The following is a 15379-nucleotide window of genomic DNA, read 5'->3' as shown; positions in this document are numbered from 1 at the left end:
CCCCCATAAACAAAACCCCTGACGCCGCCGTACGGCGCGTCAGGGGTTCCTGCGGCAGACTTTAAGAATCTGTTTACGATCTCGCGAGCAAGGGCAAGACAAGACGGAAACGAGTGAGAAAGCGGAATGTACAGGTGGTACATGAGCATTTCAAAACCATTTTCAACGACGTATCGCCGACGCGCAGCAGACTATGAACAGATTCTAAGAGCCTGTTCACGATCTCGCGAGCAAGAGCGAGACAAGGCGAAAACATGCGAAAAAGCGGAATGTACTCGTGGTACATGAGCATTTTGAGCATGTTTTTAACGCCGTATCGCCGACGCGCAGCAGATCGTAAGCAGGTTCTAAGGCGTGACCCGCATATAGGGCGTGGTGCTCAACGTCGCGCTGATGGAGCAACCGCCGGACAGCTGGGCCGCGTCCAGGCCGATCACGGTTTCGCTGCCGTTATCGGCAATGCTGCCGACTATCTTGGTGGGCCCGCACAGGCCGCCGGCGATCGGCGATTTCACGTTCACCGCCACATTGTCCAAGGTCAGCTGGGTGGCGGTGTCCACATGGCCGGTCCACGGCGAGGCGAGCGAGGCGGAGGGCTTGATCACCTTGCACAGCGCGCCGCCGCTGAACGAGGCGCTGGTGATGGCCACATTGCCGTAGCCGTCCACGGTGCCGCTGAACACCGCCTTGCAGTCCAGATCGATGCCGAACTTGCCCACCTTGGCCGGCCCCACCGCGGAAAACGGCATAGGCGCGCCGCCGGGACCGGGCGGAGTGATGGTGACGGCGAAGGCGGAAGCGGCGGCCAGGGTGAGTGCGGCGACGGCGAGACGATGGAAAAAGCTCATGACGGCTCCTTGCTTGAGAAGGTTGATTCATGCCGATCGGCAAGAAGCCAATAAATTATTATGCCAATTAAATTGAACGTTTGATTTTCATCAAGCCGCCGCCCGTCGGCCGCCTGACCTATAGACGGAGGCACAAGCGTCAGCTGTCATAGCGCGCGGGAGCATTGAGGGTGTCCGCGAAGCGCGGCGGCCTTGAACCGGCTCTCAGGGAATCATCACCGTGAACTGGCCGGGCGCGTTGATCTTGATCACCCCGCCCCAGTTGCACATCAGCATGCTGTTGCTGTCCAGCGCCGGCATATTGCCTATCAGCACCGTGGGCGCGCCCGGCGTCCACGGCGCGGCGGTGACCGGGATGCAGGGCATGGGCGTCAGCACGCCCATGGCGGCGGCGGTGGCGGCCGCCACCATCGGGTTGGCCGGGCTTTGGCACATGCCGAAGGGCATGACGTTGAGCATGGGCACGTTGTCCATGATGTTGGCGGCCGGCACGCCGCCGGCCATCACCCGGTTGGCGGGCAACACCACCAGGCTGCTGGGGGCGACGCCGAAGCTGCATTGCAGCATCGCGCCCATGCACACTTGCGGACATCCCATGCGCGTCTCCTCACTCCGGCGGGCCAAGACATGACATCGTCACGCCAAAGCAAACCGCAGTCAAGCGCGGCCGCGCCAGCCCTGGCCGCGTCGGCACAAGAGCCGTTCCAGCCCCAGCAGCAAGAGCGAAACCGCGGCCGAACTCAAGGCGATCAGCGTGGCCATCGCCGCCGCCGCCGCGGTGTCGCCGGCGTCGTCCATGGTGACGATGGCCACCGCGGCCAGGCTGTTGTCCGGACTGGCGATGAAGATCAACGCCGACAGCGTGGTCATCGCGGACACGAAGAGATAGCGCATCACATCCAACAGCGCTGGCAGGCACACCGGCAAGCTCACCCGCCGCAGCGTCACCCAGAACGGCACTTTGAGCGAGGCGGCCACCGCTTCGAACTCCCCGTCCAGCTGCTTGAGCGCGGTGCTCATGGTCAGGTGGCCGGTGGTGTAAAAGTGGGCGATGGTGCAGGCGGCCATCAGCGTCATGCCGCCGTAGAGCCCATGCAGCGGATTGTCCGGATGGTTGAAGAAGAACACATAGCCCAGACCCAGCACCAGGCCGGGCACCGCCATCGGCAGCATGGCGAAGAAGCGCAGCAGCGCGCGGCCCAGCGGCGCGGCCGGCAGCTTCTCGCAGGCGTAAGCGCCGGCGAACACCAGCAGGCTGCCCGCGCCGGCGGTGAGGCAGGCCAGCTTCAGGCTGTTGAAATAGGCGCTCCAGCCGCCGCCGTCCACGCTGTCGAACTGATAATGCGCCAGCGTCAGGCTCAAGTCGTAAGGCCAGTATTTGATGAAGGAGGCGGCGACGCCGACGCCCAGCAAGGCCAGCAGCGGCAGCGAGATCGCCGCCAGCAACAGCCAGGCGGCCAGGTCGCGGCCCGGCGACGGCCCCGGCGAAAACGGCACCGCGCGCGCGCCGAGCGCCGCCTGCTGGCGACGCGCCATCCGCCGCTCGATGAAGAAGGAAAACACCGCCGGCAACAGCAGCATCAGGCCCACCACCGCGCCGCGCGGGAAGTTCTGCTGCCCCACCACCTGCTTGAAGGCTTCCACCGCCAGCACGTTGTAGTCCCCGCCCACGATCTTGGGCACGCCGAAGTCGGTGATCACTAGGGTGAACACCACCAGGCCCGCCGAGACCAGACCGTAGCGCGCGCCCGGCAGGGTGATGGTGAGAAAGCGACGCAAGGCGCCGGCGCCCAGCGCGCGGCCGGCCTCGTACAAACGCGCGTCCGACGCCGACAGCGCGGTCAGCAGGATCAGCAGCGCATGTGGAAAGGTATAGAAGGCTTCGCCCAAAACCATGCCCCAAAAGCCGTAGACGCTGCCGCCGGCCAGCCAGGATTTGAGCAGGCCCTGGTTGCCGAACAAATACACCAGCGAGATGGCCGGCATCAAGGACGGCGCCAACAGCGGCGACAAGGCGATCTGACGAAACACGCCGCGGCCCCAGACGCGGCTGCGGCTCAAGCCCCAGGCAAAGGCGAAGGCCAGCGGCAGCACCAGGGCGGTGACGGTCAGTGCCAGCCACAGGCTGTGGCGGGCGGCGCGCATCAGGCCGGGGCTGTCCAGCACCTGGACGAAATTGGCCAGGCCGACGAAGCCCCCGTCCATGTCCAATACCGATTTGCCGAAGATGAACAGCAGCGGCAGGCCCAGCGCCAAGGCCAGCAAGGCCGTCAGCGTCCATACCAACGCGGCGGCGACGCGGCGCTCGCCGTCGGCCGGCGCCGCGCGCCGGCCTGGCAAGGCGCGGCTCAGCATGCGCCCTCTCCGGCATAGGCGCGCAGCAGCGCGGCCGGCAATTCCACCGGCACCACCTCGCCCGGCGTCAGCGGCTGGCGTTGCAGCATGGACGGGCAGATTTCAGCGTGCAGCAGCTGGCCGGGCATGCCTTCCGGCTGCAGGCGCAGCCGGGTCATCGCGCCGCCGAAGCTGATGTCGGCCACCCTCGCCAGCAAGGTGTTGGGCGCGCCGTCCCAGCGCGCCTTGACGATGATGTCTTCCGGCCGCAGGAACAAGGTCAGCGCCTCGGCCTGCGGCAAGGGCGCGTCCAGCCGCAGCAGGCAGTTGCCGACGGCGGCGCCGTGGGCGTCCCGCCGCCGCGCCGGCAGCCAGTTGGCGGCGCCGACGAATTCGGCGACGAAGCGGCTGGCCGGCCGGCGGTAGATTTCGGCCGGCGTGCCGATCTGCTCGATGCGGCCGGCGTTCATCACCACCACCCGGTCGGCGATGGCCAGCGCCTCGGCCTGATCGTGGGTCACCATCAGCGTGGTGACGCCCAGCCGTTTTTGCAGGCCCTTGAGCTCGTCGCGCAGCTTGTCGCGCACCCGCGCGTCCAGCGCGGACAGCGGTTCGTCCAGCAGCAGCAGGCCGGGCGAGGTGGCCAGCGCCCGCGCCAGCGCCACGCGCTGCTGCTGGCCGCCGGACAACTGGGCCGGGTATTTGTCCTCGGCGCCGGGCAGGCCCGCCAGGTCCAGGAGTTCGCGCACGCGGCGGGCGTGGCGCGCGCCGCCGCCGCGCGGCTTGAGGCCGTAGGCGATATTGTCGGCGACGCTGAGATTGGGGAACAGCGCGTAGCTCTGGAACACGATGCCGTAGTCGCGGCGCGCCGGCGGCTCGTCGGTGATGTCGCGCTCCAGCAAATGGACGCTGCCGGCGTCCGGCCGTTCCAGCCCGGCGATCAGCCGCAGCAAAGTGGTCTTGCCGCAGCCGGACGGGCCCAGCAGGCAGACGAATTCGCCTTTGCGGATGGACAGCGATACGCCGTCCAAAGCGGTAAAGCCGCCAAAACGGCGGCTGAGGCCGCGGACGGACAGGTGTTCGGACAAGCCGTCCAGGCTATCGGCCGGTTTCATGCGCAACTCCAGGGTGTCTTAGAACCCGTTTACGATCTCGCGAGCAAGGGCGAGACAAGGCGTTGCGGCTGAAAAAGCGGAGCGCACACACGGTATATGAGCATTTTGAAGACGCACTCACCATGTAACGCTCCACGACGCGCAGCAGATCGTAAACAGGTTTTTAAAAAGAAACGACGCCGCCCGGCGGGCGGCGCAATGACGGAAGCCGGCTCAGCTCTTGGGTTCGGCCTTGCTTTCGTAGCGGCGCGACCATTCGCGCAGGATGGCCTCGCGCTGCTTGGCGGCCCAGGCGAAATTGTTCTTGCTCAGACGCTGGGCGTAATCGGCGGGGATGAAGGGATTGGGCTTGGCCACGCCGGGCATGGCCAGCACCGCGTAGTTCTTTTCATACAGACGCATCGCCGGCAGGCTGACCGAGAAATCCGCCAGCTTCTGCGCGGCGGCCAGCTTCTTGCTGCCCTTGATGATGGCGGTGGCCTCCAGATCCCAGCCCAGGCCCTCCTTCGGGTAGATCAGGTCGATGGGCGCGCCCTTTTCCTTGAGCTGAGCGCCGCGGTATTCGAAGGAAATGCCTATCGGATACTCGCCGGCGGCGGCCATCTTGCACGGCTTGGAGCCGGAGTGGACGTACTGGGCCATATTGGCGTGCAGCTTGTCCATATACTCCCAGCCCTTTTTCTCGCCCATCATCTGCAACCAGGCGGACACGTCCAGATAACCGGTGCCGGAGGACGCCGGATGCGGCATCACGATCTGGCCCTTATAGACCGGCTTGGCGAGGTCGGCCCAGCTCTCCGGCTTGGGCAGGTTTTTCTTGGCGGCTTCCACGGTGTTGAAACAGAGGGCGGCGGCCCACACGTCCATGCCGGTCCACTTGGGCGGCTTGGCCTTGTCGACGAATTCCGGGCTCAGCTTTTCCACGCCCTTGGGCGCGTAAGGCTGCAGCATGCCCTGCTGGTCCAGAATCATCAGGCTGGTGGCGGCCAGGCCCCATACCGCGTCGGCTTGCGGATTGTTTTTCTCGGACAACAGCTTGGCGGTGATGATGCCGGTGGATTCGCGCACGAAACGGATTTCGATGTCCGGGTTGGCCTTCTCGAAAGCCTCTTTGTATTCCTTGACCTGGTCCGCCTCCAGCGCGGTGTACACGGTCAGAGTGGTGGTGGCCTGCGCCAGCGGGGCCGTCAGGCCGGACAGGGCCAGGCCGGCGGCCAGGACAATCAGCTGTTTCATCGACATCGCTCCAATGGGTTTAGACGTATAGACCTCATGGTCCATGCGCCGTCCGTCAATCAGCCGCCACCTTACGACGCGCCGATGACAGCGCGGTGACGGCCGGGTGAAGCTTGTCTTGCGCGGCTGGATGTCCTGCCCGCCGGCGCGGCGGCCTACCAGGCCAGCGGCCCTTTCTCGCCGTTGGCGTGCTCGCCGTAATACAGCGACGGCAAGAACCGCGCCAGGCAGCTGAACTCGTTGTAGCAATGGCGCATCAGCTCCAGGCCCAGGCGTTCCGGCACCGGTTCGCCGCTGCCGTCGGCCGCGCCCAGCAAAAAGCGGCTGCGCAGCACCGCGCCGTGGGCGGTGTCCCGCGTCAGGTGCACCATCTCGCCGTCCAGCGGGTCGCCGTCGGCGCTGAGCCGCGGTTCGTTGCCGAAAGCGATGCGCGCGCACACCGCGGCCGAGGCCTCGCCGCGCGCCAGCGCCGCGCTCAAGCGGCCGGCGCCGAAGAAGGTTTCCGGCGGGTGGAACTTCAACACCGCCGCCACCGGCGGAATCTCGCCCAGCGCCTCCACCGCGCGCACGGTGGAGCCGATATAGCCGCGGCCGGCGCGGCGGCGGCCGTCCCAGCCGCGCAGCTCCACATGGTCGTGCGGGTGCCACCAGCGGATGTGCCGGGTGGAATCGAAGAAGGTGAACCACCAGTCGAACATGCGGCCGGCGCAGCCGGGCATTTCGGTGCGCGCGGCCACCAGCAAGCGGCCGTCGTCCAGACGGCGCACGCCGGTTTCCAGCATCAGCGGGCCGGGCTGCAACAGCTCATCGTAAGATGTTTCATAGTGAGAATTCACAGTACACTCCTTGGCTTGAAGATCAGCGCGGCGCGACGCCGGCGCTGGTTAATTAAGAAACGCATTGCGTTTCCATATTGAGGAAACCTTACCCCGATGTCAAGCCAGGATCAGGCCTCGCCGCGCGCGCGCGGCCGCCCCGCCGCGCCGGAACACGCTTTGAAGCAACAGGTGCTGGACGCCGCCACCGAACTCTTGCTGAGCCAGGGCTACCAGGCCGCCACCATGGCGGCGGTGGCGCAGCGGGCCGGGGTGGCCAAGAAAACGGTGTACCGCTTCGCCGACAACAGCGAGCAGTTGCTGGGCGCGGTCATCCACGGCTGGACCGACGCCTTCGTCGCGCCGATGAGCGAGCCGCTGACGGAGGCCGCCGCGCTGCCGCAGGCCTTGGAAGCGCTGCTGAACACCGTGGCGGCCAAGGTGCTCACGCGCGAGGCGGTGGGATTGTTCCGCCTGCTGATAGGAGACTTTCCCGGCCGGGAACAGGCGCTGGCGCAGTACGCCGAGCACGGCGTGCAGCGCTGCGCCGCGCTCTTGGCCGGCTGGCTGGAACGCCAGGCGGAACAGGGCTTGATCCACTGCCCGCAGCCGGCGCAAACCGCCGAACTGCTGCTGGCGATGACGATAGCGGAGCCGCTGCGCCGGATGGCGCTAGGCCTGACGCCGCCGCTGCCGGAGCATGACCCCGGCGAGCGCATCCGCGCCGCGGTGGCGCTGTGTTGCGCCGGCCTGCTGCCGCGCTGAGCCGCCCCGCCGGGCCCGGGCATACAAGGCCCGAAACCTTGACTAAACTGTCTTGAAGACAACCTTATTTGCGACCATGAGCCTGCGCCGCGTCCTTGATAGCATCGTTACCCGCTTGCTGCTGCTGGCGCTGGGCATCGTGGTGGCCGGCGCGGTGGCGCGCTACTACGCGCTCAGCCAGTTTCTGCGCGAGGATTTGAGCAAGGTGGTGCAGAACCAGCAGATGGCGCTGGCCAGCTACGTCGCCCGCGACGTGGACTTCAAGATCCAGCAGCGCCAGGCCCTGCTTCAGCGGTTGGCCGCCAGCCTGCCCCAGGAGCTGCTGCAACGCCCGGCGGAACTGCAAGCCTGGCTGCGCCTGCATTGCGACTTCCAATGCCCGTTCTCGCAAGGCCTGTACGTGGTGACGCCGGACGGGCGCGCCATCGCCGACTATCCGTCCATGCCCGGCCGCGTGGGCCGGGACTATTCCGACCGGGACTATATCCGCGTCGCCCTGTCCAGCCCGCCCAATCTGGACCGCGTCGTCATCGGCCGCCCGCTTATCGGCCGCATCAGCAAAAAACCGGTGCTGCCGATGGCGGCGGCGCTGCCCTGGCGCGACGGCCGCCCGCAAGGCGCGCTGGCCGGCATTACCGCGCTGGCCGCGCCGGGCTTCATGGACTTGCTGCTGGCCTCCCACATCGGCGGGCCCAATAGCGGCTTTTTGCTGATCTCGCCGCAGGACAAGATCTTCGTCGCCTCCTCCCAGCCGGACATGGTGCTCAAACCCACGCCGCCGGCGGGGATCAATCCCTTGCACGACCGGGCGATGACGGGGTTTCGCGGCGTGGGCATCACGGTCAACGCCCAGGGGCGCGAGGAAGTCTCCGCCATCGCCTCGGTGCCCAGCACCGGCTGGTTCGTGGTGGCGCGGCTGCCCAGCAGCGAGGCCTTCGCCACCGTGGGACGGGCGCAAGCCTTTTTGCTGAAAAACGCGGTGATCGCCGTGCTGGTGTTCGCCCTGGCCGCAGGCGCGGGCCTGTATCTGCTGTTCCGCCCGCTGTTCCGCGCCGCCAGCCACGCGGACCGCATGACCCGCGGCGAATTGCCGCTGGAACCGCTGCCGGTCAAGCGCAACGACGAGGTGGGCTATCTGCTGGCCGCCTTCAACAGGCTGCTGAGCAAGCTGGACCAGCATCAGGCGGAACTGGCGCGCATGGCCCATCACGACACCCTGACCGGCCTGCCCAACCGCGCCTTGCTGGCCGACCGCCTGACCATGGCGCTGGCGCGCGCGCAGCGCAATGCAAGCCGGCTGGGCTTGTTGTTTCTGGATCTGGACGGCTTCAAGCAGATCAACGACGGCTACGGCCACAAGGCCGGCGACAAAGTGTTGTGGCAGGCGGCACAGCGCCTGGGCGGCATCGTGCGCCAGACCGACACCCTGGCGCGCATCGGCGGCGACGAGTTCGTGCTGTTGATCGGCGATCTGGGCGAGGACGCGGAGGAAGCGGCCCGCATCGTGGCGGCCAAATGCATAGAGACGATGCAAACGCCTTTCGACATCGGCGGCGAACAACGCCAGCTGGGCATTTCCGTCGGCATCGCGCTGGGCAACGGCGACAGCAGCGCGGACAGCCTGCTGCAGGCGGCGGACCAGGCGATGTACCGGGCCAAGAAGTCCGGCCGCAGCGGCTGCGAAAGCGTCACGCTGTAAAACCCGTTTACGATCCCGCAAGCCGTCCGGCGGCCCTGCCAGGCCGCCGTGACTGCCGCTGTCTATACGATTTCGGGGATGGGCTCGATATAAGCCACCCGCTCGTTATTGTGCAGCACTTCCACCGCCGTGTACTTGGGCGCGCCCGGCGGCAGCACCCTGTCGTAGTGGGCGTGCGCCACCGCCAACACCTGCGGCCACATGCCGGGCTTTTGCACCAGGTGCAAGTCCAGCATCAGGATGGCCGGGTTGATGCCTTGCGGCTCGCGCATGCACAGCAGCGCCTCCACGCCGGGGTTGGCCACCACCACGTCGCCTGCCACATGCAAGCTCTTGGGGTGACCCGGCATCACGTTCAGCCAGGCATGCCAGTTTCTCGATTGCAAAGCCATATCCATTCTCCTGCCAACGGCGGGACGACCATTGCATGCGCACCGCTCAGAACCTGTTTACGATCTGCTGCGCGTCGGCGATACAGCGTTGAAAACCACTTCGAAATGCTCATGTACCACCTGTACATTCCGCTTTCTCAGCGGTTTTCGCCTTGTCTCGCCTTAGCTCGCGAAATCGTAAACACGTTCTCCGGCGTCCCGCCAGCCGGAGACGGCGCGCGGCTCGCCGCCACGCGGCCGGCGAACTGCCCCGGTTATAGCAAGCGGCGGCGGCTTCGCCGGCGCGGTTTTCCAGGCATTAAGGACAGTCCGCCTCCCTGCCCCGCGTCAGCAGCCGCAGCAGCCGCTCGCCGGCCTCGGCCAGTTCGCCGTCGTTTTGCAGCACCGCCGCGTCCGGCGGCGGCGTCAGCGCGGCGGCCTCCTCCAGCCGCAGGGCGACGCGCTCGGCCGATTCGCGGCCGCGGCCGGCCAGCCGCGCCGCCAGCGCCGCCGGGCTGGCGACGACCCACACCGGCCGCAGGCCGGGAAAACGCCGCGCCGCCAGCGGCAGCGCCGAGCGCGAGCCGTTGACCACCACGTCCAGCCCCTGTTCCAGCCATAACGCCACCTCCATGCCCAGGCCATAGGCCAGACCATGCCGCCGCCAACTCAGGGCGAAACAGCCGCTGCGCTCGCGCTGTTCAAACTCCTCCCGGCTCAAGGCCACGTGGTTCTCGCCGCCGGCGTCGGCCGGCCGGGTGATGTAGCGGTGGGCGAACACCAGCCGGCCGGAGGCCGGCAGCCGCGCCCGCGCATAAGCCAGCAGGCTGTCCTTGCCGGCGCCGGACGGGCCGATCACATACCACAGCGCGCCGGGCTCAGGCTTCATAGCGCGCCACCTGACCGTCAAAGCCGCAATGCGCGAGGTAGCGGAAAGCCTCGCCCGCCGCCGGCTCGACAAACACCGCCACGCCGTCCACCCGCGCGCGGGTGAAGGCGGAGAAATGCCGGCGCGCCGCCTGTTCCAGCGCCCGCCCCGTCGCGCTGTCCAGCCTCAGCCTGCCGCTCAGCGTCAGGTGAAAGCGGTAGTGTTCGAACACATAGGGATAGCCCCAGCGCAAGCTTAGCTGCTCCTGGCGCGGGTCCAGGCCGGCGCGCGTTTTCCGCGGCGATTCGCGATCGGCCAAGGGCTCCAGCTCCACCACGCAGGCGGCGGCCAGCTCGGCCAGCTCCGGCGGCGGCGCCGGCGGCCGCAGCGCCAGAAAATCCGCCAGCCAGGCCACCTCCAGCGCCAGCTCGAAGGGCTGGAAGCGTTGCGCCAAGGCCGCGGTCCGCGCCAGCAGCGCCGCCTCGTCCGCGCCGGCGCGCAAGGCGAACGGCGCTTTCAGCGTGGCGTGCCATCCGTAACGGGCCGGCGCCGCGGTCAGCTCCGCCCAGACTTCGGCGTCCAGACCCGGCGCGTGCGGCGGCAACACTTGCAGGCCGCTGTGCCCGTCCTGGCCCAGCCAGCCGCTGCCGGCGCGCCAGAAGGCGCTGTCCGGCCGCGGCGCGTAATACAGCGCGTAACGCATCAGGCCTCCTCCATCACCAGTTGCACCAGATCGCCGTTGAAACAGGTGATCCCGTATTGCACCGGCCGCCCCTGCGGGTCCACGTTCAAGGACTTCACATGCAGCACCGGCCGGTTCTTGGGCAGCCCCAGATAGTCCACCGTCTCGCTGTCCGGCAGCCGCGCGCTGACGCGGGTGAAACGCCGGGTGTAATCGTCTACGCCGAAATGCGCCAGCGCGCGCGTCACCGAGCGCTCGCGCCGGTAAATCTCCGGCAGGCCGGGAAAACGCGCCGCCGGAAAGAACAAGATCGCCCAGTCCACCACCCGCAACGCCACCCGGCTCAGGGTCTTGATGCGCAGCAGCGGCTCGCCCACCGCCACTTGCAGCAAATCGGCCAGTTCGGCGTTGGCCGGCACCGTGTCGCTGGCCAGGACGTCGATGTCCGAGTTCAGGTTCTGACTGGCCATGTTCTGGGAAAAACGGGTGCGCTTGCTGATCGCGTAGTCGATCGCATTGTCCTGGACAAAAGTGCCGCGCCCCTGCTCCACCCGCAACAGGCCGCGCTCCACCAGCGTGGCCACCGCGCGCCTGATGGTGTGGCGGTTGACGCGAAAGCGCTGGGCCAGTTGCAGCTCGGTGGCCAATTGCTCGCCGGCGCGGATCGCGCCGCTGGCGATCTCCTCGGCCAGGCTGTTTTCTATCTGCCGCCAGACGGCGACCCCGGAACCTCGTTCAATCATCGTTCACGCCCTCTCGTTCCCATGGCGGCCAAGGTCTAGCCCCGCCACCCAATCGTCACAAAACCTTCATCGCCGCATGCTGTTTGCGCCTTATCGCCGGCCATTATCATGGATACGTCTATACGTTTATATGAATTTTTGTTGAAACCGCACAGGGGAATACCCGATATGGAAACCTCGACCCGACAAGATTGGCTCAGCGTGCTGGCCCACACCCCGCCGCCGCGGCTGCGCCGGCTGCTGGGCCCGCAATTGCCGCCGGCGCCGCAAGTGGAATGGCTGCGCCGCGCCGAAACCGGCCTTGTCATGCTGCAGGGCCGCGCCGGCGGCGGCGGCGCCCGCTTCAATCTGGGCGAAGCCAGCGTCAGCCGCGCCAGTTGCCGAATCAACGGCCGCCTGGGCCACGGCTGGGCGCTGGGCAGCAACGGCGAACACGCCGAATTGATCGCCCAGGCCGACGCGCTGCTGCAAGACCCGGCGCGACGGGACGGTTTGCTCGCGCAATGGATAACGCCCTTGCGCGCCGAACGCGCCGCGCGCCGCGAACAGGCGGCGCGCGAAGCCGCCGCCAGCAAGGTGGAATTCTTCACCCTGGTCAGGGGGGAATGAGATGAATGAAATGCGCGCCGCCTTCTCCGACCCGGTTCACGACAGTCAGCGCTGCTTCCGCGCCGCGCTGGCCGCGCTGGCCGAACCCCTGCTGCCGCAAACGCTGCCGGCGCTGCCGGCCGAGCTGCCCGGCCTGATGCCGGCCACCGCCGCCCTGCTCTATGCCCTGCTGGACCAGGACGTCAGCGTCTGGCTGCCGCCGCTGCCGGCGGACACCCTGGCCAGCCTGCGCTTCCACACCGGCCTGCGCCTGGCCGCCGCGCCGGAACAGGCCGACTTCGTGGTGCTGCCGCTGGGCGCGCCGCCGCCGCCGCTGGCCGCGCTCAAGGCCGGCGAGCCCGAATACCCGGACCGCTCCGCCACCGTGCTGCTGGAAACCGCCGGCTTCAACGCCGAACAGGTGGAAGCCGACGGCCCGGGCTTCGCCGCGCCGCGCCGTTTCGGCGTGAACGGCGCGCCGGACGATTTCTGGCGGCAATGGCGGGACAATCACGCCCGTTTTCCGCTGGGCGTGGACATTTTTCTGATCTGCGGCGAGCGCGTGGCCGGCCTGCCGCGCAGCACCCGCGTCAAGGAGGGTTGAGATGTACGTAGCCGTCAAAGGCGGAGAAACCGCCATCGCCCGCTCCTGGGACTTGCTGGCCGCCAAGCGCCGCGGCGACGCGGCGACGCCGGAACTGAGCCTCGCCCAGATCCGCGGCCAATTGCGGCTGGCGCTGGCCAGGACGATGCAGGAAGGTTCGCTGTACGACGAGGAGCTGGCGGCGCTGGCGCTGAAACAGGCGGCCGGCGACTGCGTGGAGGCGGCCTTCCTGCTGCGCGCCTTCCGCACCACCCTGCCGCGCTTCGCCGCCAGCCGGCCGCTGGACACCGCGGCGATGCGGGTGCGCCGACGCGTGTCCGGCACCTTCAAGGACGTGCCCGGCGGCCAGGTGCTGGGCCCCACCGCCGACTACACCCAGCGGCTGCTGGACTTCGGCCTGGCCCAGGCCGGCGAGCCGCCGCTGCCGACGCTGGCGGACGCGCCGCTGCCGGAACGGCTGCCCTGCGTGCTGGACACCCTGGCCCAGGAAGGGCTGATCGAACCGGAAACGCCGCCGCCGGGCGATCCGGAACCGGCCGACCTGACCCGCGAGCCGCTGCTGTTCCCGGCCGGCCGCGCCGCCCGGCTGCAAAACCTGGCGCGCGGCGACGAGGGCTGGCTGCTGGGCCTGGCCTACTCCACCCAGCGCGGCTACGCCGAAAGCCACCCCTTCGCCGGCGAAATCCGCATGGGCGAAGTCAGCGTCGTGGTCTGCCCGGAAGAACTGGGCTTCGACGTCGACATCGGCGAAATCACCCTGACCGAATGCCAGATGATCAATCAGTTCGCCGGCAGCCGCAGCGCGCCGCCGCAGTTCACCCGCGGCTACGGTCTGAGCTTCGGCGAGGCCGAACGCAAGGCGATGGCGATGGCCTTGGTGGACCGCAGCCTGCGCGCCGCCGAGCTGGGCGAAACGGCGCACGCGCCGGCGCAGCAGCCGGAATTCGCGCTGTGCCACAGCGACAACGTCGAAGCCTCCGGCTTCGTCCAGCATCTCAAGCTGCCGCACTACGTCGACTTCCAGGCCGAGCTGTCGCTGATACGCCAGCTGCGCCGCGAACACGCCGCCAAGGAGACACAAGCATGAGCACCGCCGCGCCATGGGCGTACAACTTCGGCTTCCTCGACGAAAACACCAAGCGCATGCTGCGTCGCGCCCTGCTCAAGGCCGTGGCCGTGCCCGGCTATCAAGTGCCCTTCGGCGGCCGCGAAATGCCGCTGCCCTACGGCTGGGGCACCGGCGGCATCCAGGTGACGGCCAGCGTGATCGGCCGCGACGACGTGCTCAAGGTCATAGACCAGGGCGCGGACGACACCACCAACGCGGTCAATATCCGCCGCTTCTTCGCCCGCGTCGCCGGCGTGGCCACCACCACCCGCAGCGCCGAAGCCAGCCTGATCCAGACCCGGCACCGCATCCCGGAAACCCCGCTGCGTGCCGGCCAGGTGCTGGTGTTCCAGGTGCCGGAACCGGAACCGTTGCGCACGCTGGAGGCCAGCGAACAGGAAACCCGCAAACTGCACGCCCACCAGGATTACGGCCTGATGCACGTCAAGCTGTACGAGGACATCGCCCGCTACGGCCACATCGCCGCCAGCTACGACTACCCGGTGCTGGTCAACGGCCGCTACCTGGCCTCGCCCTCGCCCATTCCCAAGTTCGACAACCCCAAGCTGCACCTGAGTCCGGCGCTGCTGCTGTTCGGCGCCGGCCGAGAAAAGCGGCTGTACGCGATCCCGCCCCACACCCGGGTGGAAAGCCTGGCCTTCGACGACCATCCGTTCCAGGTGCAGCGCTGGGAACAGGCCTGCGCGCTGTGCGGCGCCGGCGACAGCTATCTGGACGAAATCATCACCGACGACGCCGGCGCGCGCCAATACGTCTGCTCCGACAGCGACCACTGCCGGCAGCGCCGCGACACACAGGAAAGCCCGCAATGAACCCGCCCCTACTCAGCGTCCGCGGCCTCGGCAAGGACTACGGCAACGGCAACGGCTGCTTCGGCGTCGATTTCGATCTCCACGCCGGCGAAGTGCTGTGCGTGGTCGGCGAATCCGGCTCCGGCAAATCCACGCTGCTGGCCGCGCTGGCCGGCAAGCTGGCCGCCGACGCCGGCAGCGCGCGCTTTCGCGAACGCGACGGCCGCGAGCACGAACTCACCGCCATCGCCGAATCCGAGCGCCGCCGGCTGGCTCGCAGCGAATGGGGCTTCGTGTCCCAGCACGCCCGCGACGGCCTGCGCATGAACGTCTCCGCCGGCGCCAATATCGGCGAGCGGCTGATGGCGCTGGGCCAGCGCCATTACGGCCGGCTGCGCCAGACCGCCGGCGACTGGCTGGAACGGGTGGAAATCGGCCGCTCGCGGCTGGACGATACGCCCAGCGCCTTCTCCGGCGGCATGCAGCAGCGGCTGCAGATCGCCCGCAGCCTGGCCACCCATCCGCGGCTGGTGTTCATGGACGAACCCACCGGCGGCCTGGACGTCTCGGTGCAGGCCCGCTTCCTGGACCTGACCCGAAGACTGGTGCGCGACAGCGGCATCGCCGTCATCATGGTCACCCACGACCTGGCCGTGGCCCGTCTGCTGGCGCAACGCACGCTGGTGATGCAAGGCGGCCGCGTGGTGGAAGCCGGCCTCACCGATCAAATCCTGGACGATCCGCAGCATCCGTACACCCAGCTGCTGGTATCCTCCATCCTGCAGGCCTGA

17 protein-coding genes are annotated in these 15379 nt (G+C 68.0%); 7 read left to right on the top strand and 10 right to left on the bottom strand.

What is annotated here, in order from left to right:
* Window positions 1-347 precede the first annotated feature (347 nt).
* The 6 genes from ACODRW_RS12470 to ACODRW_RS12445 all read right to left on the bottom strand — a co-directional run bounded on the left by ACODRW_RS12470 (window position 348) and on the right by ACODRW_RS12445 (window position 6369).
* Window positions 348-848 carry a hypothetical protein gene (locus tag ACODRW_RS12470; protein WP_488905860.1) on the bottom strand — a complete coding sequence of 167 codons (501 nt, stop codon included), beginning with the start codon at window positions 846-848 and terminating at the stop codon, window positions 348-350.
* 204 nt (window positions 849-1052) lie between these two features.
* Window positions 1053-1445, bottom strand: coding sequence for a DUF4280 domain-containing protein (locus ACODRW_RS12465; RefSeq protein WP_081545670.1), 393 nt, complete (start codon window positions 1443-1445; stop codon window positions 1053-1055).
* A gap of 60 nt (window positions 1446-1505) precedes the next feature.
* On the bottom strand, window positions 1506-3203 hold the full coding sequence (locus ACODRW_RS12460) for a putative 2-aminoethylphosphonate ABC transporter permease subunit (RefSeq protein WP_488905859.1): 1698 nt from the start codon (window positions 3201-3203) through the stop codon (window positions 1506-1508).
* The gene (locus ACODRW_RS12455; RefSeq protein WP_227104124.1) at window positions 3197-4297 is read right to left on the bottom strand and encodes a putative 2-aminoethylphosphonate ABC transporter ATP-binding protein; all 1101 of its coding nucleotides are present in this window, start codon (window positions 4295-4297) and stop codon (window positions 3197-3199) included. Before ACODRW_RS12455 ends, ACODRW_RS12460 begins: the two co-directional genes overlap by 7 nt.
* A 213-nt stretch (window positions 4298-4510) precedes the next feature.
* Complete coding sequence (locus ACODRW_RS12450) at window positions 4511-5533, bottom strand: putative 2-aminoethylphosphonate ABC transporter substrate-binding protein (RefSeq protein ID WP_488905858.1); 1023 nt, start codon at window positions 5531-5533, stop codon at window positions 4511-4513.
* A 155-nt stretch (window positions 5534-5688) separates the two neighbouring features.
* Window positions 5689-6369, bottom strand: coding sequence for a DAPG hydrolase family protein (locus tag ACODRW_RS12445; protein WP_107799816.1), 681 nt, complete (start codon window positions 6367-6369; stop codon window positions 5689-5691).
* A gap of 96 nt (window positions 6370-6465) precedes the next feature.
* On the opposite strand from ACODRW_RS12445, the gene ACODRW_RS12440 reads away from it, so the two are divergent.
* Window positions 6466-7113, top strand: a complete 648-nt coding sequence (locus ACODRW_RS12440) for a TetR/AcrR family transcriptional regulator (protein ID WP_488905857.1) — start codon at window positions 6466-6468, stop codon at window positions 7111-7113.
* A 76-nt stretch (window positions 7114-7189) separates the two neighbouring features.
* Window positions 7190-8812: a sensor domain-containing diguanylate cyclase gene (locus tag ACODRW_RS12435; protein ID WP_107799818.1), complete on the top strand. Its 1623-nt coding sequence runs from the start codon at window positions 7190-7192 to the stop codon at window positions 8810-8812.
* A 62-nt stretch (window positions 8813-8874) separates the two neighbouring features.
* Here the strand turns inward: ACODRW_RS12435 and ACODRW_RS12430 are convergent, their stop codons facing one another.
* From ACODRW_RS12430 to phnF, 4 genes are all read right to left on the bottom strand, one after another.
* Window positions 8875-9204: a hypothetical protein gene (locus ACODRW_RS12430; RefSeq protein ID WP_107799819.1), complete on the bottom strand. Its 330-nt coding sequence runs from the start codon at window positions 9202-9204 to the stop codon at window positions 8875-8877.
* A gap of 298 nt (window positions 9205-9502) precedes the next feature.
* Window positions 9503-10072: a phosphonate metabolism protein/1,5-bisphosphokinase (PRPP-forming) PhnN gene (gene phnN, locus ACODRW_RS12425; RefSeq protein ID WP_227104127.1), complete on the bottom strand. Its 570-nt coding sequence runs from the start codon at window positions 10070-10072 to the stop codon at window positions 9503-9505.
* A complete protein-coding gene (locus ACODRW_RS12420; protein WP_488905856.1) occupies window positions 10062-10754 on the bottom strand; it encodes a DUF1045 domain-containing protein in 693 nt (230 codons plus the stop codon). The genes phnN and ACODRW_RS12420 overlap by 11 nt, the downstream gene beginning before the upstream one ends.
* Complete coding sequence (phnF, locus tag ACODRW_RS12415) at window positions 10754-11476, bottom strand: phosphonate metabolism transcriptional regulator PhnF (RefSeq protein ID WP_227104129.1); 723 nt, start codon at window positions 11474-11476, stop codon at window positions 10754-10756. Before phnF ends, ACODRW_RS12420 begins: the two co-directional genes overlap by 1 nt.
* A gap of 168 nt (window positions 11477-11644) precedes the next feature.
* Here phnF and phnG point away from each other — a divergent pair, with 168 nt between their 5' ends.
* The 5 genes from phnG to phnK are packed head-to-tail and all read left to right on the top strand — an operon-like array spanning window position 11645 to window position 15379.
* On the top strand, window positions 11645-12085 hold the full coding sequence (phnG, locus tag ACODRW_RS12410; RefSeq protein WP_107799823.1) for a phosphonate C-P lyase system protein PhnG: 441 nt from the start codon (window positions 11645-11647) through the stop codon (window positions 12083-12085).
* 1 nt (window position 12086) lies between these two features.
* The gene (gene phnH / locus ACODRW_RS12405) at window positions 12087-12668 is read left to right on the top strand and encodes a phosphonate C-P lyase system protein PhnH (RefSeq protein ID WP_488905855.1); all 582 of its coding nucleotides are present in this window, start codon (window positions 12087-12089) and stop codon (window positions 12666-12668) included.
* A gap of 1 nt (window position 12669) precedes the next feature.
* A complete protein-coding gene (locus ACODRW_RS12400; protein WP_107799825.1) occupies window positions 12670-13755 on the top strand; it encodes a carbon-phosphorus lyase complex subunit in 1086 nt (361 codons plus the stop codon).
* Complete coding sequence (locus tag ACODRW_RS12395; protein ID WP_107799826.1) at window positions 13752-14609, top strand: alpha-D-ribose 1-methylphosphonate 5-phosphate C-P-lyase PhnJ; 858 nt, start codon at window positions 13752-13754, stop codon at window positions 14607-14609. Before ACODRW_RS12400 ends, ACODRW_RS12395 begins: the two co-directional genes overlap by 4 nt.
* Window positions 14606-15379, top strand: coding sequence for a phosphonate C-P lyase system protein PhnK (phnK, locus tag ACODRW_RS12390; protein ID WP_488905854.1), 774 nt, complete (start codon window positions 14606-14608; stop codon window positions 15377-15379). The genes ACODRW_RS12395 and phnK overlap by 4 nt, the downstream gene beginning before the upstream one ends.

It is taken from the genome of Chromobacterium sp. FG89 (genome assembly GCF_057808735.1).
Note: the sequence above shows the minus strand (reverse complement) of the source record. Positions and strands in the feature narration are given on the sequence as shown.